The 19,088-nt window shown below is 63.0% G+C and carries 18 protein-coding genes, 1 tRNA gene and 1 pseudogene; 11 read left to right on the top strand and 9 right to left on the bottom strand.

Annotated features, from left to right (window positions below; translation table 11 throughout):
- Positions 1–4 precede the first annotated feature (4 nt).
- Both ACM5SV_RS29190 and ACM5SV_RS29185 read left to right on the top strand, forming a co-directional pair.
- Positions 5–775: a DsbA family protein gene (locus ACM5SV_RS29190; protein ID WP_404943758.1), complete on the top strand. Its 771-nt coding sequence runs from the start codon at positions 5–7 to the stop codon at positions 773–775.
- 219 nt (positions 776–994) lie between these two features.
- The gene (locus ACM5SV_RS29185) at positions 995–4,456 is read left to right on the top strand and encodes a chromosome segregation SMC family protein (protein WP_222015544.1); all 3,462 of its coding nucleotides are present in this window, start codon (positions 995–997) and stop codon (positions 4,454–4,456) included.
- Positions 4,457–4,707: 251 nt separating this feature from the next.
- On the opposite strand, the gene ACM5SV_RS29180 is transcribed toward ACM5SV_RS29185, so the two are convergent.
- Entirely contained in the window at positions 4,708–4,890 is a 183-nt protein-coding gene (locus ACM5SV_RS29180; RefSeq protein WP_041935471.1) for a hypothetical protein, read from the bottom strand.
- A 25-nt stretch (positions 4,891–4,915) separates the two neighbouring features.
- Positions 4,916–5,272, bottom strand: a complete 357-nt coding sequence (locus tag ACM5SV_RS29175) for a hypothetical protein (protein ID WP_222015542.1) — start codon at positions 5,270–5,272, stop codon at positions 4,916–4,918.
- A 62-nt stretch (positions 5,273–5,334) separates the two neighbouring features.
- On the opposite strand from ACM5SV_RS29175, the gene ppdK reads away from it, so the two are divergent.
- Positions 5,335–8,043, top strand: coding sequence for a pyruvate, phosphate dikinase (ppdK, locus tag ACM5SV_RS29170; RefSeq protein ID WP_222015541.1), 2,709 nt, complete (start codon positions 5,335–5,337; stop codon positions 8,041–8,043).
- A 37-nt stretch (positions 8,044–8,080) separates the two neighbouring features.
- Here ppdK and ACM5SV_RS29165 read toward each other — a convergent pair whose 3' ends face one another.
- Positions 8,081–8,359: a hypothetical protein gene (locus ACM5SV_RS29165; RefSeq protein WP_222015540.1), complete on the bottom strand. Its 279-nt coding sequence runs from the start codon at positions 8,357–8,359 to the stop codon at positions 8,081–8,083.
- A gap of 135 nt (positions 8,360–8,494) precedes the next feature.
- Between ACM5SV_RS29165 and ACM5SV_RS29160 the strand changes: the two are divergent.
- Positions 8,495–8,650 (top strand): annotated as a pseudogene (locus ACM5SV_RS29160) (tRNA lysidine(34) synthetase TilS); the annotation flags it as partial.
- A gap of 8 nt (positions 8,651–8,658) precedes the next feature.
- Here ACM5SV_RS29160 and ACM5SV_RS29155 read toward each other — a convergent pair.
- Positions 8,659–8,856 carry a hypothetical protein gene (locus ACM5SV_RS29155; RefSeq protein WP_003546062.1) on the bottom strand — a complete coding sequence of 66 codons (198 nt, stop codon included), beginning with the start codon at positions 8,854–8,856 and terminating at the stop codon, positions 8,659–8,661.
- Between the two features lie 124 nt (positions 8,857–8,980).
- On the opposite strand from ACM5SV_RS29155, the gene ACM5SV_RS29150 reads away from it, so the two are divergent.
- Complete coding sequence (locus ACM5SV_RS29150) at positions 8,981–9,226, top strand: hypothetical protein (protein ID WP_003546063.1); 246 nt, start codon at positions 8,981–8,983, stop codon at positions 9,224–9,226.
- A gap of 16 nt (positions 9,227–9,242) precedes the next feature.
- Here ACM5SV_RS29150 and ACM5SV_RS29145 read toward each other — a convergent pair whose 3' ends face one another.
- Entirely contained in the window at positions 9,243–9,635 is a 393-nt protein-coding gene (locus ACM5SV_RS29145) for a hypothetical protein (protein ID WP_012756390.1), read from the bottom strand.
- A gap of 338 nt (positions 9,636–9,973) precedes the next feature.
- Here ACM5SV_RS29145 and ACM5SV_RS29140 point away from each other — a divergent pair, with 338 nt between their 5' ends.
- Positions 9,974–10,885, top strand: a complete 912-nt coding sequence (locus ACM5SV_RS29140) for a DUF1499 domain-containing protein (RefSeq protein ID WP_222015539.1) — start codon at positions 9,974–9,976, stop codon at positions 10,883–10,885.
- Positions 10,886–11,526: 641 nt separating this feature from the next.
- Here the strand turns inward: ACM5SV_RS29140 and ACM5SV_RS29135 are convergent.
- Genes ACM5SV_RS29135 through ACM5SV_RS29125 form a run of 3 tightly spaced genes read right to left on the bottom strand, consistent with a single transcriptional unit; the run spans position 11,527 to position 14,645 of the window.
- Positions 11,527–13,248 carry an SDR family oxidoreductase gene (locus ACM5SV_RS29135; RefSeq protein ID WP_222015538.1) on the bottom strand — a complete coding sequence of 574 codons (1,722 nt, stop codon included), beginning with the start codon at positions 13,246–13,248 and terminating at the stop codon, positions 11,527–11,529.
- Complete coding sequence (locus tag ACM5SV_RS29130; protein WP_222015537.1) at positions 13,245–13,703, bottom strand: thiol-disulfide oxidoreductase DCC family protein; 459 nt, start codon at positions 13,701–13,703, stop codon at positions 13,245–13,247. The genes ACM5SV_RS29135 and ACM5SV_RS29130 overlap by 4 nt, the downstream gene beginning before the upstream one ends.
- A 30-nt stretch (positions 13,704–13,733) precedes the next feature.
- Positions 13,734–14,645, bottom strand: a complete 912-nt coding sequence (locus ACM5SV_RS29125; RefSeq protein WP_130800580.1) for an MBL fold metallo-hydrolase — start codon at positions 14,643–14,645, stop codon at positions 13,734–13,736.
- A gap of 162 nt (positions 14,646–14,807) precedes the next feature.
- Between ACM5SV_RS29125 and ACM5SV_RS29120 the strand changes: the two genes are divergently transcribed.
- The 5 genes from ACM5SV_RS29120 to ACM5SV_RS29100 all read left to right on the top strand — a co-directional run bounded on the left by ACM5SV_RS29120 (position 14,808) and on the right by ACM5SV_RS29100 (position 17,780).
- A tRNA-Gln gene (locus ACM5SV_RS29120) sits at positions 14,808–14,881 on the top strand.
- Positions 14,882–15,038: 157 nt separating this feature from the next.
- Positions 15,039–15,677: a nucleotidyltransferase domain-containing protein gene (locus ACM5SV_RS29115; RefSeq protein WP_260690228.1), complete on the top strand. Its 639-nt coding sequence runs from the start codon at positions 15,039–15,041 to the stop codon at positions 15,675–15,677.
- A gap of 10 nt (positions 15,678–15,687) precedes the next feature.
- Entirely contained in the window at positions 15,688–16,077 is a 390-nt protein-coding gene (locus ACM5SV_RS29110) for a hypothetical protein (RefSeq protein WP_260690227.1), read from the top strand.
- A 25-nt stretch (positions 16,078–16,102) separates the two neighbouring features.
- Complete coding sequence (locus tag ACM5SV_RS29105) at positions 16,103–17,059, top strand: DUF3387 domain-containing protein (RefSeq protein WP_222015536.1); 957 nt, start codon at positions 16,103–16,105, stop codon at positions 17,057–17,059.
- Positions 17,046–17,780, top strand: coding sequence for a M48 family metallopeptidase (locus ACM5SV_RS29100; RefSeq protein WP_222015535.1), 735 nt, complete (start codon positions 17,046–17,048; stop codon positions 17,778–17,780). Before ACM5SV_RS29105 ends, ACM5SV_RS29100 begins: the two co-directional genes overlap by 14 nt.
- An 87-nt stretch (positions 17,781–17,867) precedes the next feature.
- Here ACM5SV_RS29100 and ACM5SV_RS29095 read toward each other — a convergent pair whose 3' ends face one another.
- Entirely contained in the window at positions 17,868–18,635 is a 768-nt protein-coding gene (locus ACM5SV_RS29095) for an SDR family NAD(P)-dependent oxidoreductase (protein WP_419425463.1), read from the bottom strand.
- Positions 18,636–19,088: the final 453 nt, after the last annotated feature.

The following is a 19,088-nucleotide window of genomic DNA, read 5'->3' as shown; positions in this document are numbered from 1 at the left end:
GCAGATGTCCGAAATGCAACTGACGAAACGCCGCCTGCTCAGCGGTATCGCCATCGCCGCAGCTGCCGTAGCGCTTGTCGCCTGCAACGACAGCAAGGACGCGGCCGATGCTTCGTCTTCCGGCAAGACCATGGCCGACGGCACCAATGTCGACACCATGCAGACGGCAGCTACCTCGGCGACCGAAATGCCGGAGTCCGACGGCGATGTCGACATGGCCGAAGTGCTGAAGCCCGGCGTGCTGCCGGAAATGGCGCTCGGCAAGGCCGACGCCCCGGTCAAGATCGTCGAATATATGTCGATGACCTGCCCGCATTGCGCTCATTTCCACAATACCACCTTCGACACGATCAAGCAGAAATATGTCGACAGCGGCAAGGTGCAGTTCATTATCCGCGAATTCCCCTTCGACCCGCGCGCCGCCGCCGCCTTCATGCTCGCCCGCTGCAGCTCTTCCAATCCGGAACAGTTGAGCACGCCGGAACAGTATTTCCCGATGGTTTCGATGCTCTTCAAGCAGCAGCAGATCTGGGCTGCCGCCGATGATGGCCGCGCCGCACTGCTGCAGATGTCGAAGCTTGCCGGATTTACTGAGGATAGCTTCACGAAATGCTTGACGAACCAGAAGCTTCTGGATGAAGTGAACGCCACGCGGGAAAGAGGTTCCAAGGATTTCGGCGTCAACGCCACCCCGACTTTCCTGATCAATGGCAAGCGCTACTCTGGAGACATGCCGGTTGACACTTTGTCGAAGCTCATCGACAGCCTGCTCTGAACCGGATCGTTTCGATAGAACGGGCGATGGCGAAAGCCGTGCGCCCGTTTTTCGTTTTCAGCGCAGTTTGCAGGTGTGGCCCCCTCATCCGCCTGCCGGCACCTTCTCCCCGCTGGGGCGAAGGGGATTTGCCGCAGCGTCTCGATTCCCTCTTCTCCCCTGCGGGGAGAAGGTGCCCGTAGGGCGGATGAGGGGGCTTCCTGCCGTGGATATTTCCGCATGAAGTTCAACAAGCTGCGCCTGGTCGGCTTCAAATCCTTCGTCGAGCCGACGGAATTCATCATCGAGCGGGGACTGACCGGCGTCGTCGGCCCGAACGGCTGCGGCAAGTCGAACCTCGTCGAGGCGCTTCGCTGGGTGATGGGCGAGAATTCCTACAAGAACATGCGCGCCTCCGGCATGGACGACGTGATCTTTTCGGGTTCCGGCAACCGCCCCGCGCGCAACACCGCCGAAGTGGCGCTCTATCTCGACAACGCCGATCGCACCGCGCCCGCCGCTTTCAACGACAGCGACGAGATCCAGGTCACCCGCCGCATCGAGCGTGAACAGGGCTCGCTCTATCGCATCAACGGCAAGGAAAGCCGCGCCAAGGACGTGCAGCTGCTGTTTGCCGATGCCTCGACCGGCGCGCGGTCGCCCTCGATGGTCGGGCAGGGGCGTATCGGCGAGCTGATCCAGGCCAAGCCGCAGGCCCGCCGCCAGCTGCTGGAAGAGGCGGCCGGCATTTCAGGCCTGCATTCCCGCCGCCACGAGGCCGAGCTGCGGCTGCGCGCCGCCGAAGGCAATCTCGAGCGCCTCGACGACGTCACCTCGCAGCTCGAAAGCCAGATCGAGAGCCTGAAGCGCCAGGCCCGCCAGGCAAACCGCTTCAAGACCCTGTCTGCCGATATCCGCGCCCGCGAGGCGATGCTTTTACATATCCGCTGGGTGCAGGCGAAGGAAGCCGAGGCCGAGGCCGACAGCGCGCTGAACCAGGCGACCTCCGTCGTCGCCGAAAAGGCGCAGATGCAGATGGAGGCGGTAAAGAACCAGGCTATCGCCAGCCTGAAGCTGCCGGAACTGCGCGAGGGCGAGGCGCGTGCCGCCGCCGCCCTGCAGCGCCTGCAGATCGCCAGAAGCCAGCTGGAAGAAGATGCCGGCCGCATCCTGCGCCGCCGCGACGAGTTGACCCGTCGTCTCGCCCAGCTTGCCGAGGATATAAGTCGCGAGCAGCGGTTGGTGGCCGACAATGCCGTCATCCTGGCAAGGCTCGATGCCGAAGAGGCTGAGATTTCAGAAATCCTCGCCGATTCCGGCCGTTATGCCGAGGAAACCCGCGAGGCCTTCGAGGGTGCTGCGGCAAAACTTTCCGATAGCGAGCGCATCTTCACCCAGCTGACCGCCGAGCGCGCCGAGGCGGCTGCCGGCCGCAACCAGCTGGAACGCGCCATCCGCGATCTGACGGATCGGCGGATGCGCCTCGAACGGCAGATGGATGAGGCAAACCAGGAACTGTCAGCCGTCGGCGAGAAGATATCAGGCCTGCCCGATCCCGACGAAAAACGCGCCATCGTCGAGGCCGGCGAGATTGCCGTCGGCGACGCGGAAGCCGCCGTCCAGGTGGTCGACCAGGCGCTGGCCGGCGCTCGCCAGATCGAGGCGCTGTCGCGCGCGCCGGTCGATCAGGCCCGCTCCAGCCTGAATGCGCTGGAAACCGAGGCCCGCACCATTTCCCGCATGCTCGCCGCCGGTGCCGCGGCCGGCAAATTTCCGCCGGTTGCCGACGAGCTGAAGGTCGATCGCGGTTTTGAGACCGCACTCGGTGCCGCCCTCGGCGACGATCTGGAATCGCCGCTCGATGCCGAGGCACCGGCCCATTGGTCGGACAATGGCGATGGCGCCGGCGATCCCGCCCTTCCATCCGCTGTTGCGCCGCTGCTGACCCATGTCCGCGCCCCGGCAGCACTCACCCGCCGCCTGCGCCAGATCGGCCTGGTGGCGGAAGGCGATGCCGGGCTGCTGATGGCGGCGCTGAAGCCCGGCCAGCGGCTGGTGACGAAAGAGGGTGCGGTCTATCGCTGGGACGGCCACGTCACCGGTGCCGATGCCCCAAGTGCTGCGGCGCTCCGCCTTGCCCAGAAGAACCGCCTCGCCGAGCTCGAAAGCGAAGCGGCCCTTGCCCGCGACGTGCTTGCCGAAGCCGAGGAGCGGCAGGCGGCGGCCGCCGAAGCGATCCGCGCCGAGGAGCGCCGGCTTGCCGAGGCGCGCGACATGAGCCGCCTGTCGGCACGTCATCTCGCGGAAGCGCGCGATGCGCTTGTTGCCGCCGAGCGTGCCTCCGGCGATCTCATCCGCCGCCGCGATGTCGTCAGCGAGGCCGCCAGCCAGTTGCGCACGCAGCTGGAGGAGATCGCCATCCAGGAAGAGAATGCCCGCATCGAGCTGGAGGACGCGCCCGATCTGACTGATATCGACGAGCGGCTGCGCTTCCAGCAGGCGGAAGTTGCGACCGACCGCGGCGCGCTGGCCGAAAGCCGCGCCCGCCATGAAAGCCTGGCTCGCGAAAACGAAGCCCGCCAGCGCCGCATCCTGGCGATCGGCCAGGAGCGCGACACCTGGCGCCAGCGCGCGGCAAGCGCCGAAGATCATGTCGCGACACTGCGCGAGCGCGAGGAAGAGGCGCGGGACGAGGCAGCCGAGCTCGAATTGGCGCCGGATGAATTCGACGACAAGCGCCGCGCTCTGCTCAGCGAATTGCAGAAGGCCGAGGAGGCGCGCCGCCAGGCCAGCGATCTTCTGGCCGAGGCCGAACGCATCCAGCGCGAAGCCGACCAGAAGGCGACGACGGCGCTGTCGGAACTTGCCGAATGCCGTGAACGCCGCGGCCGCGCCGAGGAGCGCCTCGTCTCCGCCCGCGAGAAGCGGCAGGAAAGCGAAGGCCGCATCCGCGAGGTCCTGAACGTCGCGCCGCACGAGGCGCTGCAGTTGACCGGGCGGCCGACCATGCAGGCGCTTCCCGATCCGCGCGAAGTCGAACGCGAGCTGGAACGCCTGAGGATCGAGCGCGAGCGGCTGGGCGCCGTCAACCTGCGCGCCGACGAGGAACAGAAGGAGCTGAGCGAGAAGCTCGAAGCGCTGATCAAGGAACGCGACGACGTCATCGATGCGATCCGCAAGCTGCGCGGCGCCATCCAGAGCCTCAACCGCGAGGGCCGCGAGCGGCTGATCGCCGCCTTCGACATCGTCAACGCCCAGTTCCAGCGGCTGTTCACCCATCTTTTCGGCGGCGGCACCGCCGAGCTGCAGCTGATCGAATCCGACGATCCGCTGGAAGCCGGCCTCGAAATCCTCGCCCGTCCGCCCGGCAAGAAGCCGCAGACCATGACGCTGCTATCGGGCGGCGAACAGGCGCTGACGGCGATGGCGCTGATCTTCGCCGTCTTCCTCACCAATCCGGCGCCGATCTGCGTGCTCGACGAAGTGGACGCGCCGCTCGACGACCACAATGTCGAGCGCTACTGCAATCTGATGGACGAAATGGCGGCCTCCACCGAAACCCGCTTTGTGATCATCACCCACAATCCGATCACCATGGCCCGCATGAACCGCCTCTTCGGCGTCACCATGGCCGAGCAGGGCGTCTCCCAGCTCGTCTCCGTCGACCTGCAAATGGCCGAGCGCCTGCGCGAGATTGCCTGAGGTTTTCGGCGAATGCGTTTTCTGCGTCGGGGCAGGGCTGATTGTCACTGGAGATTCCGGCCCAGGGGATTGGCGAGAGCAGCCCCTCATCCGCCTGCCGGCACCAGCCGGGGTCGAGCCACGGGTCTCGACCCGTCCTTCGGACCCCCGCTTGCGGGGCGAAGGGACATTGCCGCGCCCTCTGCGTTTCCCTCCGACCTTTCGCAGGGCAGGCCCCCTCTGCCCGTTTCTTACAGGGTGAGGGGCAACCATCAGCGCCAACCGAGCATCCATTTGGACGCCGAGCGCTGGCGACGCAATTTCAGCAAAGGTGCGGCGCGGTTTTGCGCCCAGAAATTGCGTAAAATCAAGGACTGAGCAATAAACACCAAAAAAGGTCGGCTCTCTTGTCGCTTGTACCCCATTTGGGTGATGCTCTTTTCGCTGACTTGCATTAGAAGTTGTTTCAACGCAACCTAATTACTCTGCTGGAAAGCGGGCGACCAGAGGTTGCGCATTGTCGAATTTGCGTGCGGTTTTCCGGGCGAGGGCAAGAACCGGAAACTGAGAGCAAATCTTGGGAAGTGGTGATCTATTTTCCCAGGAATTGCGTAAAACGAGATCAGGACGGTTCTGTTTTGAGAAAAAGCTGAATCGTTTTCGGGTTGAGGGACCCCCCGTCCGGTTTTCCTGGCCGGACGGAAACAAGGCTTTGCGGGACATTGTTGCAGTCCCGCAAAGCTTTTTTTGTGCCCTTTTTTCTGTTTGAGCACCTTTCAACCGTTTCGACGTCGGCCACAGCCAAGATTTATTGTGCAGCGCAACATTCTGCCGCATTTGTCGATTTTCATTTCAACACCAACGGATTAAGCTAATCTCGATTTGGTGTTGGGGGGAAGATGACCAAGTGGGTCTATAGGTTCGGCGACGGGCAGGCTGAGGGCCGGGCGCGCGATCACGAGATTCTGGGCGGCAAGGGCGCCAATCTGGCGGAAATGTGCGCGCTCGGACTGCCGGTGCCGCCGGGGCTGACGATCGTCAGCGACGCCTGCAACACCTATTACAAGAACGGCCGCCATATCGAGGATGCGGTGAAGGCGGAGGTCCGCGCCGGCATATCGGCGATCGAGGCGGTCACCGGCCGTCACTTCGGCTCCGTCAGCCAGCCGCTGCTGCTCTCGGTGCGCTCCGGCGCCCGCGTTTCCATGCCGGGCATGATGGACACCGTGCTCAATCTCGGCCTCAACGACGAGACCGTACAGGCGCTCGGCCATGATGCCGGCGACGCGCGTTTTGCCTGGGACAGCTACCGCCGCTTCATCCAGATGTATGCCGATGTCGTCATGGGCCTCGGCAACGATGCCTTCGAGGAGATCTTGGAAGATGAAAAGGCCAAGCTCGGCCATGAATTCGATACCGAACTCAGCGCCTCGGAATGGCAGCATATCGTCTCGCTCTACAAGAAGCTGATCGAGGAGGAGCTGGAGCAGGAATTCCCGCAGGATCCCGAAGTCCAGCTCTGGGGCGCGGTCGGCGCCGTCTTTTCCAGCTGGATGAGCGCGCGCGCCGTCACCTACCGCCAGCTCCACAATATTCCGGAAGGCTGGGGCACGGCGATCAATATCCAGGCAATGGTCTTCGGCAATCTCGGCAATGCGTCGGCCACCGGCGTTGCCTTCACCCGCAACCCTTCGACCGGCGAGAGCGCGCTTTACGGCGAGTTTCTGGTCAATGCCCAGGGCGAGGATGTCGTGGCCGGCATCCGCACGCCGCAAAGCATCACCGAGGAGGGGCGGATTTCCTCCGGCTCCGAAAAACCCTCGATGGAAAAGCTGATGCCGGAGGCGTTTCGCGAGCTCTGCCGCATCTGCACCGAGCTCGAGATCCACTACCGCGACATGCAGGATATCGAATTCACCATCGAGCGCGGCAAGCTCTGGATGCTGCAGACCCGTTCGGGCAAACGCTCGACCCGGGCGGCAATGAAGATCGCCGTCGACATGGTCGATGAGGGCGTGATCACCGAGGACGAGGCGGTGCTGCGCATCGAGCCCTCGAGCCTCGACCAGCTCTTGCATCCGACGATCGATCCGCGCGTCACCCGCCAGGTGATCGGCACAGGGCTGCCGGCTTCGCCCGGCGCTGCCACCGGCGCCATCGTCTTTACCGCCGAAGAGGCAGTGGAGGCGGAATCCGAAGGCCGCAAGGTCATCCTGCTGAGGGTCGAGACCAGCCCCGAGGATATTCACGGCATGCATGCCGCGGAAGGCATTCTGACGACGCGCGGCGGCATGACCAGCCATGCGGCAGTTGTTGCCCGCGGCATGGGCATCCCCTGTGTCGTCGGCGCCGGCACCATGCGTATCGACGTGCGCAACGAGCGGCTGCTCGGTGTCGGCGTGACGCTCAAGAAGGGCGATATCATCACCATCGACGGCTCGGCCGGCCAGGTGCTGAAAGGTGAGGTGCCGATGATCCAGCCGGCGCTGTCGGGCGATTTCGGCCGCATCATGGGCTGGGCCGACCGCGCCCGGCGCATGACGGTGCGCACCAATGCCGATACGCCGGCCGATGCGCTCGCCGCCCGCTCCTTCGGCGCCGAAGGCATCGGCCTTTGCCGCACCGAACACATGTTCTTCGAGGGCGAGCGCATCCATGTGATGCGCGAGATGATCCTGGCCGTCGATGAGAAGGGCAGGCGGCTGGCGCTCGACAAGCTGCTGCCGATGCAGCGGCTGGATTTCACCGGCCTCTTCACCGTCATGCACGGCCTGCCGGTGACGATCCGCCTGCTCGATCCGCCGCTGCACGAATTCCTGCCGAAGACCGATGATGAGGTCGCCGAGGTCGCCTTCGCCATGGGCATGGAGGCCTCCGTGCTTCGCCAGCGCGTCGATGCGTTGCACGAGTTCAACCCGATGCTCGGCCATCGCGGCTGCCGGCTGGCGATCTCCTATCCCGAAATCGTCGAGATGCAGGCCCGCGCCATCTTCGAGGCGGCGGTCGCCGCAGCCAAGGAGACCGGAGCAGCCGTCGTACCCGAGATTATGGTGCCGCTCGTTGGCCTCCGCACCGAGCTCGATTACGTCAAGGCGCGCATCGACGAGGTCGCCGGCGCCGTGATGAACGAAGCCGGCATGAAGATCGATTATCTCGTCGGTACGATGATCGAGCTGCCGCGTGCGGCCCTGCGCGCCCATGTGATTGCCGAAGCCGCCGAATTCTTCTCCTTCGGCACCAACGACCTGACGCAGACGACCTTCGGCATCTCGCGCGACGACGCCTCGGCCTTCATCCCCACCTATCAGCGCAAGGGCATCATCGAGCACGATCCCTTCATCTCGCTCGATTTCGACGGTGTCGGCGAATTGATCAGCATCGCTGCCGAACGCGGCAGGCGCACCCGCAAGGACATGAAGCTCGGTATCTGCGGCGAACATGGCGGCGACCCGGCCTCGATCCGCTTCTGCGAAACGATCGGCCTCGACTATGTCTCGTGCTCGCCCTTCCGCGTGCCGATCGCGAGGCTCGCGGCAGCGCAGGCGGTGATTGCAGGCAGTCTGGAAGAGATCAGGCGCGGTCCGAAAGACCTGCGGGCGAGCGTGTAAAATATCGGCGGAGTGTGGGGCAGGGCGCCCAGGGTCCTCAGTAACGATACCGCCAGCGATCGCGGTAGACATAAGGCCCGTTCAGATCCCAGGCCATGCGGTTCATCATCTCGGCACTTTGCGCCCGTGATTCGGCCCGCCGGTCGAGATCGATGCGCTGCAGGCAGGTGGCAAAACCATCCGTGCCGCGCCGGAAGCCATAGCTCATGCACCGCTGCTCATCCGCCGCCCGCCGCTCCTCCGGCGTCATCGTCTGGCAGGCGGAAAGCCCGGCGACAACAGTGGCTAGGACGGTGATGAGAAGACGAATGCGCATTGGTCTGTTCCTTGAATGCTTTCTCAGAGGAAAGGCCATTCGGGCGGGGGCGTCAAGCTGCTCTTGGTCCAGGAGATCGCTGAGGCTTAGATGATGACGCGAACCGTCTGCCGTTGCGTCTCACTCGACCTCTCCTCCCTCATTCCTGTGCTCGTCACAGGAATCCAGCCACCGCGCGTCGGCGCGGTGAATGACGCTCATAGGCGAAGCCGGTCTCCTGCGCCCAAGGACTTGGGCGCACTGGATTCCTGTGACGAGCACAGGAATGAGGGAGATTGGGGTGACGCTCTCACCTGACTTCAAGCCGCCCCAGCCGGATCCCCGATCGGTAACAGCGCCGGATTGAGCGGCGGATCCTGTGGATTCTTCGTATCGGCCGGATCCTGCGCCGGCGTCAGCGGCGGTTTTTGCTGGATGGGATCGGGAATGCCGGGTGTCGGCGTCGGGCCGCGCGGTGTGTCGGCATTGGGTGTCGGGATCGGGTCTCTGTTGGGCATGAGTGCCTCCTTTTCGAAAAAGGAACGGCAGGCTTGGCACTTGGTTCCACTTTCGCTTGCCAACCTTTCTATGCATGAGGGCCATTCCTATGTATGAGGAAAGCTTGCAAACCTTGGAACGAGCATGGCCCTTCGCGATCGATTTTCGAAAAAACTGAACTGTCCGCAATGCGGCAATGAGGGCTTTGCCGAGGCCTCGGAAGTTGATGATCCCAAGCGCAAGCACCCGGATTTCAAGGTCGATCAGCTGCCGCGCGGTTTTGGCGTGCAGCGGCCTTCCAACCACCAGGAAAATTTCGTCATCAAGTGCGAATGCGGGCGCAAGTTTCCCTTCCGCAGCGTTGCGGAAGCAGCGGCCGAGCGGCGCTAACATCTTGCTCTAGAATTCAGATCCGCTCCAGCAGTTCGATGAAGGCATCGGCGAAACGCACCAGCGGCGCGGTCTCTTCATCAGGGGCCTGCATGCGGATCTCGGTGCCGTTGCCGTCGAGCAGCGCCAGCACGACGCGCATCTCCTGGCCGTCACCTGGGATACGCAGCACGGCAATGCGCCGGCAATCATCGATGAGGCCGCCGGCCGGCAGGTCGAACAGCAATTCGCCGCCGGAGCGTGCCGCTGCCTGGCGCACCGCCTCGCAGAAGCCGGCATCGCCGCCGGCATAACCTTCGAGCGAAAGTTCGAGCTCAAGCAGCTCCATCGGCAGCATCGGCTCGGACTGGTGGTCGATCCCGCCAAGCACTGACGCCTGCGGCCTTGCTGCAATCTCGGGTGAAATCATCCCGTCTCTCCTCTACATCTGGAGATAAAACCCCGGCAGAATGACCTTTTTTTGACATATCAGCAAGGGCTTATGAAGCCGCCGCCGGTTCGTCATGGCCTTCGCCGAGGATTCAAACGCAATGCCTCAGACAATAGTTTCAATTTAGCCGAATCTTGCCCCAGATCCGGATGATGTTAGCCGGGCCGGCCTAAAATCTGAATCCGGATCTAATTCAATGAATAGAGCATGATGTCGTCCGAAAACCGCTTCACACTTTTCGGCATCATGCTCTAAACAGGGGTGAGGCGATTTGCGTGGTCGAACGCGCGGGCGCTGACGAGCAACCGGTAAGTTTGATGGCCATCCGCTTCGACCGCCCCGTTTCCAACGCCGCCCGCTTTTCGCGGCTACTCGCGGCGTTTTCCCTGGTGCTGGCGCTGGCTGTCATGATTGCCCATCGCTTCGGCGGCCTCGCCACACCCTATCTGGTGCTGCTGCTGATTGCCGCCGCCGGCGGCGCGCTGCTTTCCGTCATGCTTGCCGCAGTCGGGCTGCGCAGCCTCTGGATGACGGGGGCCGAGGGCGGGCTGGCGGCGCTGGCGGCGCTGATCTTTGCCGCCTTTCCGCTCGGCCTCGGCGCCTATGCCACCGAGCGTTACATGACGCGGCCCGATATCTACGACGTTTCCACCGATCCGGTCTCCGCACCCGACTGGCTTTCGCCGCCGCACTCCGACCAGATCTGGCTGAAACGAAACGTCCAAGTGACGCCGGAGGATCGCGAAAAGCAGCTCGCCGCCTATCCCGAACTCACCGGCCGGCGTTATGAAGGCGCGCTCGACCGCGTGCTCGAAGCGGTGCGCAAGGTCGCCAAGATGAGCGGCATTACCATCACGAAAAGCAGTGGCGACACCGAGCCCGACCGCGATGCCGAGGACAGACCGGTCAAGCCGCCGCAGCCGGGCGACGATGCCGTGGCCGATGCGCCCGATACCATCCCCGTGCCGACGCCGCGCCCTTACGATGACGACGTCGCCAAGCTGATCCGCGGCGTCAACGGCGTGACGCTGCAGGGCACCACCCGCACGCTGATCCTCGGCCTGCGCTTCGATATCATCATTCGGCTCCGCGAAGAGGCCGAAACCACCTTCGTCGACATCCGCATCGCCTCCCGCTACGGCCAACACGACCTCGGCTTCAGCGCCGAAATCGCCGGCGATTATCTGAAGGCGCTGGATGCTGAGTTGCTGGGGATTGCGGGTGGGTGAGCAACGGTGGCGCAAAGCGCCAGCAATCGATCCAGTGAATCGATTGCAGCGGCGAACGCCCTGAGCCCAAGCGAAGGGCCGGGATAGGGTGCGGCAGATTCGACGCCCTTCGGGCCGCGACCTCTCTCCGACCTCATCCTGAGGCGCCCCGCAGGGGCCTCGAAGGACGAGGCCGGCCACTGGTATCTCCTCCGGCAATGGATGCGGCCGCAGCGCGCATCACCCGCCCCCGTCCTTCGAGGCTCCGGCCTCTGGCCTGCGCGCCTCAGGATGAGGGCTGATCGGTGTGCCATGTGGCTGGTGGGCTGGTCGGTCCCGCAAGACCGTAAGGAAGGGGGCCGGCGAAGCCGGTCTTTCCTTACAACGCCTACGCGGGATTCGACCGCGCTCGCGTCGGCATGGCGGGATAGTTAAGATGAGAGGGCGTGCCGTGTGGCCCCCTCATCCGACCCTTCGGGCCACCTTCTCCCCGGTGGGGAGAAGAGGACACATGCCGCAACCTCTCCGTCCCTCGCTACCTCTCGCAGGGCACGTCCCCTCTCCCCGTTTTTACGGGGGTCCGGAGGACGGGTCGAGACGAGTGGCTCGACCCCGGCAAGGTTAGGGTGAGGGGCAGGCATCCGCGCGAAGGCAGCCACCCCTCACTCCACCACCAACCACCCCGTATACCGCACCACCAACCCCGTCAGCCGCCCGCCGATCTCCACATGAAAGTGGAACCGCCCATCCCGCTCCTCCTCATACGTATTCCCGCCAGGCGCCAGAAACATCGGCAGCGGAATGCCGCAGAACCGCCAGCTGCGCACCACGAGCCGCAGCTTCTCCCCATCCGGCACCGGCGCCATCAGCACCCGGAACGGCCCGAACACCTCGACGAGCAGATGCCGGTCGCGGCCCTTGCCTTCGGCCTGCCAGCTACGGAACACCGTGCCGCCGAAATCCCGTGTCCAGATCTCCTTGTCGCCATCGCTCACGAAACGCACCGTCACCGGCACATCCTCACCCGCCGGGGGAAAGCCGATCACCCGAGCGACGATCCTGGCCAGCAGCCCGCCGCCGCGTTCGATCCGCGCCCGGCCGGAGGCGACGCGGGCGCCGCCGGCATGCAGGGCGGCGAGGGCGGGCGGCAGCCGCTCCCAGGCGCTGCCGAGGATCCTCTGGTAGAGCGGCTGGCGTGCCTCCTCGTTTTCCATCGTGATGCCGGATGTGATCTGAAACCGCTGGAAGGCCGCTTCGAAATCCGCAAGCTGCAATTCGCCGGCCGCCGGCCGCGCCCCATTCTCCGGCCGCACGCCGGTCAGCAGCCGGCGCACCAGCGCGTCCACTGCGATAACAGGAATGAACGGCCCGTCATCACCTTCGGCAATCAGATGCCAGCCGCAGGACAGCCGCTTTCCGGCGTGATCGACACCGCCGACGCGAACGAACATGCCGCCGCGATGTTCGCCCACCGCGAAAGCATGGCTGGCGCGCTGCAGCAGCCGCGCAAACGGCAGCAGCGACGGCAGGAGCCGGAAGCGGACGAGCCTGGCCGCAATACTGAGCAAGCGCTGCAGCGGCTGCGGCTCCGCGCCGACCCCGGTGAAAGTGGATTGCAGGCCGGCAAAGCGTGCCGGCAGCAGCTTCAGATCCGGCGCATCCACCAGCAGGAATTTGCGGCTGCGCAGCGGCTTAACCCCCGGCGGCGCCACCGTCACCCGCATCGCATCGATCAGCCCGCGCCCGGAGGCCGGCTGCCCATGGCGGAGCACCGTGACTTGTCTGCCGGCATAGGTGGCGATCGCCCTCACGACATTGAAGCCGATCTTTACATGCGGCGACGGAGCAATGCCGGCCGCGACAGATTCGATCCGGGAGAAATGCGGCGCCATCGCCTCGAGCGCAGCAAAGGAGAGGGCAGGCAGGCTGCTGAGCCCCGAGAGCGCGAAGGTGCCCTTGGCCTTGGCTGCCGCATCGAGCCCACCGATGCCGGCGACGAAACCGGTGCTGTCGGCGATATCGGCATAATCGATGCCGAGATCGATGCAGGCCTCGACCACCCTATAGGCATCCTTCCCGAAGGTCTGGAACGGCCCCGAGGCATCGACGACCAGATTGGGCCTCATCCGCGTCAGCTGTTCGGTGAGATCGCCGTCACGATCGAAGCTGACGGCCTGCACCAACGCGCCGAGATTATTGCTTCCCAGGCCCTCGGCACCATCTTTCGGCGTCCGGAGATCGGCAACGAAATCGTCAGCCTTTTCCAGCGACCGCCCCCCAACCAGCAGCCTGAGCCTGGGTTCATCGCCAAGCAGCCGGGCAAGCCGCCCGCCAAACGTGCCGTAACCGCCGATGATGAGCAGTGAAAACCGGTCCTCGCTCATGTGATGAAACGGCTGCGCTGCTGCGGCGTCGGCACCATGCAGCTTTGCCGCCCGGCAATCTTCAGCCGGTTGCGGGCGATGAATTCATAGAGCGCATCGGCCGCCCGCCGCGGCAGCAGCCGGAAGATCTTGACCAGCGAATAGGGAAAGCCGAGGCCCGCCACCATGCGGATCGAGCCGTCTGACTTGAAGAAGGCGCGGCCGTTTTCGATCAGGATATTGGTCTCATAGTCGCGCGCGTGCAGCCCGTAATGCCGGTAGAGTGCTGCGCCGAGCGGCGTCTGCGCGGCGAGGAAGCGGTATCGCTGCTGCTTGTCATGTTTCAGCGCGAATTTCACCCAGCCGGAGCAGAACACGCATTCGCCATCGAAGATGATCAGCGGCTGGTCATCGGCAAAATCAGGCACATCGGCATCGTCGCGATAGCTGTAATCGGCTTGAGCCCGCATCGTCATCTCCCCACCCTCATGACCCCACCCTCATGTTCATGCCGCCGGCCGGTAGTGGGCGGCAAGCGAAGGCGGCCCATCCGCCGCAATCTCGCCGCGCTCCAAGAGATCCTCGATATGGGCGAGCACGGAAAGGGCGGCCGCCCCATGCAGCTTCGGATCGGTATCGCGATAGATCACCTTCACCATCTCGGTTATCTGCTGGTCACCCGCCCGGACGCGCGCCAGCACCGCCTGCTCGCGCTTGAGGCGATGCGCCTTCAGCGCCCGGAGGAAACCGGCCGGCTCCGTCAGCGGCCCGCCATGGCCGGGCAGCAGCAGCCGGTCGTCGCGCGCAATCAGCCGGTCGAGCGATTCCATATAATCGGCCATCGAACCATCCGGCGGCGCGACGATCGAGGTCGACCAGGCCATGACGTGATCGCCTGAGAATAGGATGTCGCGGCCCACAAGCGCGAAGGCGGCATGATTGGCCGTGTGCCCCGGCGTCAGCACCGCGCTCAGCGCCCAGCCATCGCCGGATAGGGTCTGACCGTCACTGAGCGTTATGTCGGGCACGAAGGATAGATCCGAGCTTTCGGAGAAGGGATTGATCTCGCCCTCGCGCAGCGGCCGCGCCGGCCGGTGCGGCCCTTGCCCCACCGTCACCGCCCCCGTTGCCGCCTGCAGCCGCCTGGCCAGCGGCGAGTGGTCGCGATGCGTGTGGCTGACGACGATATGCGTCACCGCGCGGCCGCCAAGCGCTGCCATCAGCGCCTGAAAATGCGCCTCGTCCTCCGGCCCGGGATCGATGACCGCGACGGAGGAAGAGCCGACGATATAGCTGTTGGTGCCGAAAAAGGTGAAAGGCCCGGGATTGTTCACTGTAACCCGCTCGACCCCTGAAACAACCGGCACGGCCTGCCCATAGGCCGGCTCGAAAGCGAGGTCGAATGCGGGACTGTCCATGAAGGAATGATCTCGGGCCAATGACGTCGCCAATTCCTAGCACGATGGCGGGTGCTACGCAGCGCATAAATCTGCGCCGGGTTAAACTTAGTCATTGTGACAGGCGAAGAGCTTTGCTAATCAGGCGTCGATTTGAGCAGGCGGTTTCCGCTCAAGCTCTGGTGGGGCGTCGCCAAGCGGTAAGGCAACGGTTTTTGGTACCGTCATCCCTGGTTCGAATCCAGGCGCCCCAGCCACGATTTTCACGCTTTTATTCCTAATCTTTGCGCCTTTATGAGGCGGCACCGGTCGTCGCCTATGGTAACATTCTATAGATAACAATAGGATTGTATTTATATCTTTATCAGTATATAGATATCACTAGGATCGTAAAGATATCTATATGAGGCCTTCATGGCGCGACCAAAACCAGAAAGCGCTCTGCGCTTCCCGCTTTCAACAATTTTTGGGACCGAAGCGAATGTGCGGGTGATGCGGGAATTATCGCTTCACGGCGGGAAATTGAGTGTTGGCAATCTCATCAGCAGAACCAAGATATCCCGGCCTCCCATACTCGCCTCGTTGGCAACCCTTACAAGTCTTCGAATCGTTACTGAAATTGGAACCGGATATGCCCGTCTTTTTAGTCTCAACCGAGGCTCACCATTCTCTACCCCGGTGCAAGCCCTGTTCGAGACGGAGGAAAGGCGCTTTGCCGATATCCTTGCCGCGGTGAAAGAATGCGCCTCCCTCTTCGGGGACAAAGTTGTGGCGGCATGGGTATTTGGCAGCGTCGCGAGGGGAGAAGATAACGCCTCAAGCGATCTGGACGTGGCGCTCATAGCTGATGCGCCAGACATCGAAACGATACAAAACGGAAGCATCGATTTTCTTGCCGCTAAAGGAAACGAGTTATCCTTTGCGCCATCGATCAACACCCTGTCTGTCACTGACCTGAAACGATTGCGCCAAAGCGACGATCCCTTGTGGAAAGCGTTTCTAAACGAAGGACTGGTAGTGCTTGGACCTCGTCCGGAAACAATAAAGATGTGAAGAGATTACGTTGACCAGAAGTGGCCCCTCGAAACCCTCCGACGCTCGCCATGGTGCAAATCGCTTGATAATCGCCAGGGGATTTCTGGAATCGGCTAAATTGCAAATCAGCAGTGCTCAAGCAGGAACACTCGGAAATCCGATTGCGGCCACTGTGGTCAACGCGGCAATCGCCTACACGGACGCACTGACGGCAACGTTCGCAAATAAGATCAATCAAAACGATCACGCAGCGGTCATCAAGACTTTGCGAGACGCATTGGGAAATCGACTGCCAAAGTCTCAGGAGACCAGGCTAACTCGCATTCTCGGCAACAAAGACTTAGCCCAATACGGCGGCCGTTTCATGCTGCTATGCGAATGTCTCGACCGAGTACAAACGGCTTCCGACACTTCATGATGCTGTTTGGTCTATCTTCGCCGACGTGAAAAACAAGGGCGACCGCGAACAGTTCCGGCGCGTCCTTGTGCCCGATACCGTTCTCGGCGAAACCGGCGTTAGCTACGACCGGAACCAGAAGGTGCGCGAGGACTTCTATGCGGCGCTGACGGAGTTCGGCATCTGCCTGAAACTCGCCCTCTCGTCACGTGCTTTCTTCGAGGATACCGCTTTCGATGAAGTAACCATCGCGACCTATAAGAAGGACCTGAAATTCTTCACCGAACTGAGGATTCAAGCGAAGCTGGACGCGCAGGAGACCGTCGATTTCTCGGCGTACGAGAAGCAGATCAGGAATCTTGTCGACCGGCAGGTGGTCGGCGTCGACATCAGGCCTTCGGATGGCGTCATCGATATTACTGGCATGGCGGAGGGCGATCAGGCCGCCTATTCGCTCGATGATCCACAATTATGGGGGGACGAGAAGACCCGAGCGGAGACCGATGTCATCAAGACGCGCCTGACGAAGACAATCGAGCAGGACCTTGCTGACGATCCTTACGCCCAAGCAGTTTTCTCTGAACTGTTACGCAATGCGATCCGCGAGGCGGAAGCCCTATTCGACCATCCGCACAAGCAGTTCGTGCTCTTCAAAGACCTTGAGCAAAAGGCCAAGGCCCGAGCGAATCCGAATGTGCCGGACCGCTTCGGCGATAATCGTCACGCACAGGCTTACTATGGGCTCTTTCCCGTTGTTCTCGGGGAGCCGGTGGCTCTGAAACGTGGCGAGGATTGGCTGGTAGCAGAAGCGATGCACATCGACAGCGTCGTCAACGATGCCGTTGCCAAACATTCGATCAATCCTGCAAATGTGGAGGCGGAAATTCGCCGCGAACTCCTGCCCCGTTACTTCAAGGAATTGGCAGGGCTCGACCAAGCAACCGCTCTCATCGACCGCGTAGTGGAGGTCGTCCGTCTAGGGGTTAGCCGTGGGACACTTTGAGCGACTGCTGCATTACGGCGGCGAGGTCATCCCATATACCGTGAAAGTAACCACGGGACGCCGAGTGCGGGTGCGCATCCATGTGCACCATGACGGCACGGTGGAGGTCGAAGCTCCCGAAGAGGCGACAGCAGAAGAAATTGGGAAGGCTGTTCAAAAGCGAGCGCGGTGGGTGCATGATCATGTGCACGATGCGAAGCGTCGGTTCGAGCACGTGCTGCCGCGCGAATACGTCAGCGGCGAGCAGGTTCTATATCTCGGGCGACGCTACAGCCTGAAGATTCGCCTTGTGCCGCGCGAGCAACGGTCAGTGAAACTCAAGGGCGCTCTGTTGGAGGTCGGACACGATCATGTTTCGACTGATGCGGTCCGGGCTCGGGTGCGGGCTTGGTATCGTGTCAAGGCGCAGGACTACTTCGCGTACAGACTCGGGGTCATCGCGAAAGGTTTGCCTTGGCCCCAAGAGGTGCCGAGTTTCCAACTGAAGGAAATGAAGACCCGCTGGGGCAGTTGTGCAGCGGGGGGCACGGTGACCCTGAACCCGTTCCTCGTTCGTGCGAACCGCGAGTGCATCGATTATGTCGTCACTCATGAACTTTGCCACCTTCGGGAGCACAATCACAGCCCCGAGTTCTTCCGCCTCCTGAGTCGTGCGATGCCACAGTGGGAGACCATCAAGCGGTCCCTTGATGACATGGCAGAGGTCATCCTCAACGACTGACTTTGACCATCGCTTATTGATGTGCGGATTTCGGGTTCCGAGCGCATAACCCGCCAACCCGCCGCTCTCGCACCTTACTGCCGTTCTTCAAAACAGCCGCACACCGGTCAACTCCGCAAACCGCCCCACCAGCGCATTCTGAAACCCAGGATCACCCACCTCCGCCGCCGCCTCTCGCCGCTGCCGATGGTACCAATAACCACCGCTGACCTTCGCAGCCCCTTCATCGCTTACCGCAAGCCACGTCTGCGTAAGATGCCCCATCTCAAGATCATCGGGCGCGCCGGCGCCGCCCATCTTTGTCGGCACCCAGCCGGGGTCCACCGCGTTGCTGAAAACATCCGGCCAATGGCGGGCGATGGCGGCGGCGAGGGTGGCGATGTAGAGCTTGCTTTCCGAATAGGCCTGGCTGGCGTTCCACGGCCGCTTCTTCCAGTCGATATCGTCAAGGGCGCTGCTGCCGCTGCGGTGCATGCCGCTGGTGAGGTAGACCAGGCGATCGGGGCGGGTGATCCATGCGGTGAGCAGATAGGGGGCAAGCACATTCACGGCCAGCGTCTTGGCGTGTCCATCAGGCGTTTCGCTCCGGCTCCTTTCGAGGTAGATGCCGGCATTGTGGATGACGGCGTCCATGCGGCCGATGGCGTTGACCTGCTCGGCAATCGATCGTGTTTCCGTGGCGCTGGCGAGATCGCCGATGACGATGCCGAGTGCCGCGGGCGAAGTCTCTGCGATGGCGGAGGCGCGCTCGCGGGAGCGGGCATGCAGCACGACGTCATGGCCCTCCTTCATCAGGGTGCGGGCGGCGGCGAGGCCGAGGCCATCGGTGGAACCGGTGATGAAAATACGGCTCATGGGGTTTCCCTTCGCGGCGGTGGGGTAGGGCACAGAGTGCTTGGCTGGGGGTGCTCGGGTCAAGCCCGATCCTCGGCTCAAGGCCGAGGAGGACGGAGGGTGGGGAGACGCGATTGGCAAGAGGCGAGATGCCGGAACGATTCCAGCAGTGTGGGGGTGCGGTTTTGCAGACTGGTTCCCACAAACTCCGTCATCCTCGGCCTTGAGCCGAGGATCCATGCGGCGAGCGCGGTGTTGGTGGTCAGTACCTGGCAGAGCAAGGGGCATTCGTCCTAGAACACATGCAAGCAGAGTGCTTGGCTATGGATCCTCGGGTCAAGCCCGAGGATGACGGAGAGGTGGGGTGGGGCTGCGCGAAAACGGCAGCGGGCATGGATCCTCGGCTCAAGCCCGAGGATGACGGAGGGTGGGGTGGCGTCCCACCACTCAACCAACGAAATTCCCCCCATCACC

The sequence above is a fragment of the Rhizobium sp. CRRU65 genome (assembly GCF_048551595.1).
Lineage (GTDB): Bacteria > Pseudomonadota > Alphaproteobacteria > Rhizobiales > Rhizobiaceae > Rhizobium > Rhizobium leguminosarum_J.
Note: the sequence above shows the minus strand (reverse complement) of the source record. Positions and strands in the feature narration are given on the sequence as shown.

Excerpts from the sequence above, each read along its gene's own strand:
- ACM5SV_RS29190 (WP_404943758.1), top strand. The coding sequence starts at position 5 with ATGTCCGAAATGCAACTGACGAAACGCCGCCTGCTCAGCGGTATCGCC.
- ACM5SV_RS29185 (WP_222015544.1), top strand. The coding sequence starts at position 995 with ATGAAGTTCAACAAGCTGCGCCTGGTCGGCTTCAAATCCTTCGTCGAG.
- ACM5SV_RS29180 (WP_041935471.1), bottom strand. The coding sequence starts at position 4,890 with ATGCAAGTCAGCGAAAAGAGCATCACCCAAATGGGGTACAAGCGACAA.
- ACM5SV_RS29175 (WP_222015542.1), bottom strand. The coding sequence starts at position 5,272 with ATGCGGCAGAATGTTGCGCTGCACAATAAATCTTGGCTGTGGCCGACG.
- ppdK (WP_222015541.1), top strand. The coding sequence starts at position 5,335 with ATGACCAAGTGGGTCTATAGGTTCGGCGACGGGCAGGCTGAGGGCCGG.
- ACM5SV_RS29165 (WP_222015540.1), bottom strand. The coding sequence starts at position 8,359 with ATGCGCATTCGTCTTCTCATCACCGTCCTAGCCACTGTTGTCGCCGGG.
- ACM5SV_RS29155 (WP_003546062.1), bottom strand. The coding sequence starts at position 8,856 with ATGCCCAACAGAGACCCGATCCCGACACCCAATGCCGACACACCGCGC.
- ACM5SV_RS29150 (WP_003546063.1), top strand. The coding sequence starts at position 8,981 with ATGGCCCTTCGCGATCGATTTTCGAAAAAACTGAACTGTCCGCAATGC.
- ACM5SV_RS29145 (WP_012756390.1), bottom strand. The coding sequence starts at position 9,635 with ATGATTTCACCCGAGATTGCAGCAAGGCCGCAGGCGTCAGTGCTTGGC.
- ACM5SV_RS29140 (WP_222015539.1), top strand. The coding sequence starts at position 9,974 with ATGGCCATCCGCTTCGACCGCCCCGTTTCCAACGCCGCCCGCTTTTCG.
- ACM5SV_RS29135 (WP_222015538.1), bottom strand. The coding sequence starts at position 13,248 with ATGAGCGAGGACCGGTTTTCACTGCTCATCATCGGCGGTTACGGCACG.
- ACM5SV_RS29130 (WP_222015537.1), bottom strand. The coding sequence starts at position 13,703 with ATGACGATGCGGGCTCAAGCCGATTACAGCTATCGCGACGATGCCGAT.
- ACM5SV_RS29125 (WP_130800580.1), bottom strand. The coding sequence starts at position 14,645 with ATGGACAGTCCCGCATTCGACCTCGCTTTCGAGCCGGCCTATGGGCAG.
- ACM5SV_RS29115 (WP_260690228.1), top strand. The coding sequence starts at position 15,039 with ATGGCGCGACCAAAACCAGAAAGCGCTCTGCGCTTCCCGCTTTCAACA.
- ACM5SV_RS29095 (WP_419425463.1), bottom strand. The coding sequence starts at position 18,635 with ATGAGCCGTATTTTCATCACCGGTTCCACCGATGGCCTCGGCCTCGCC.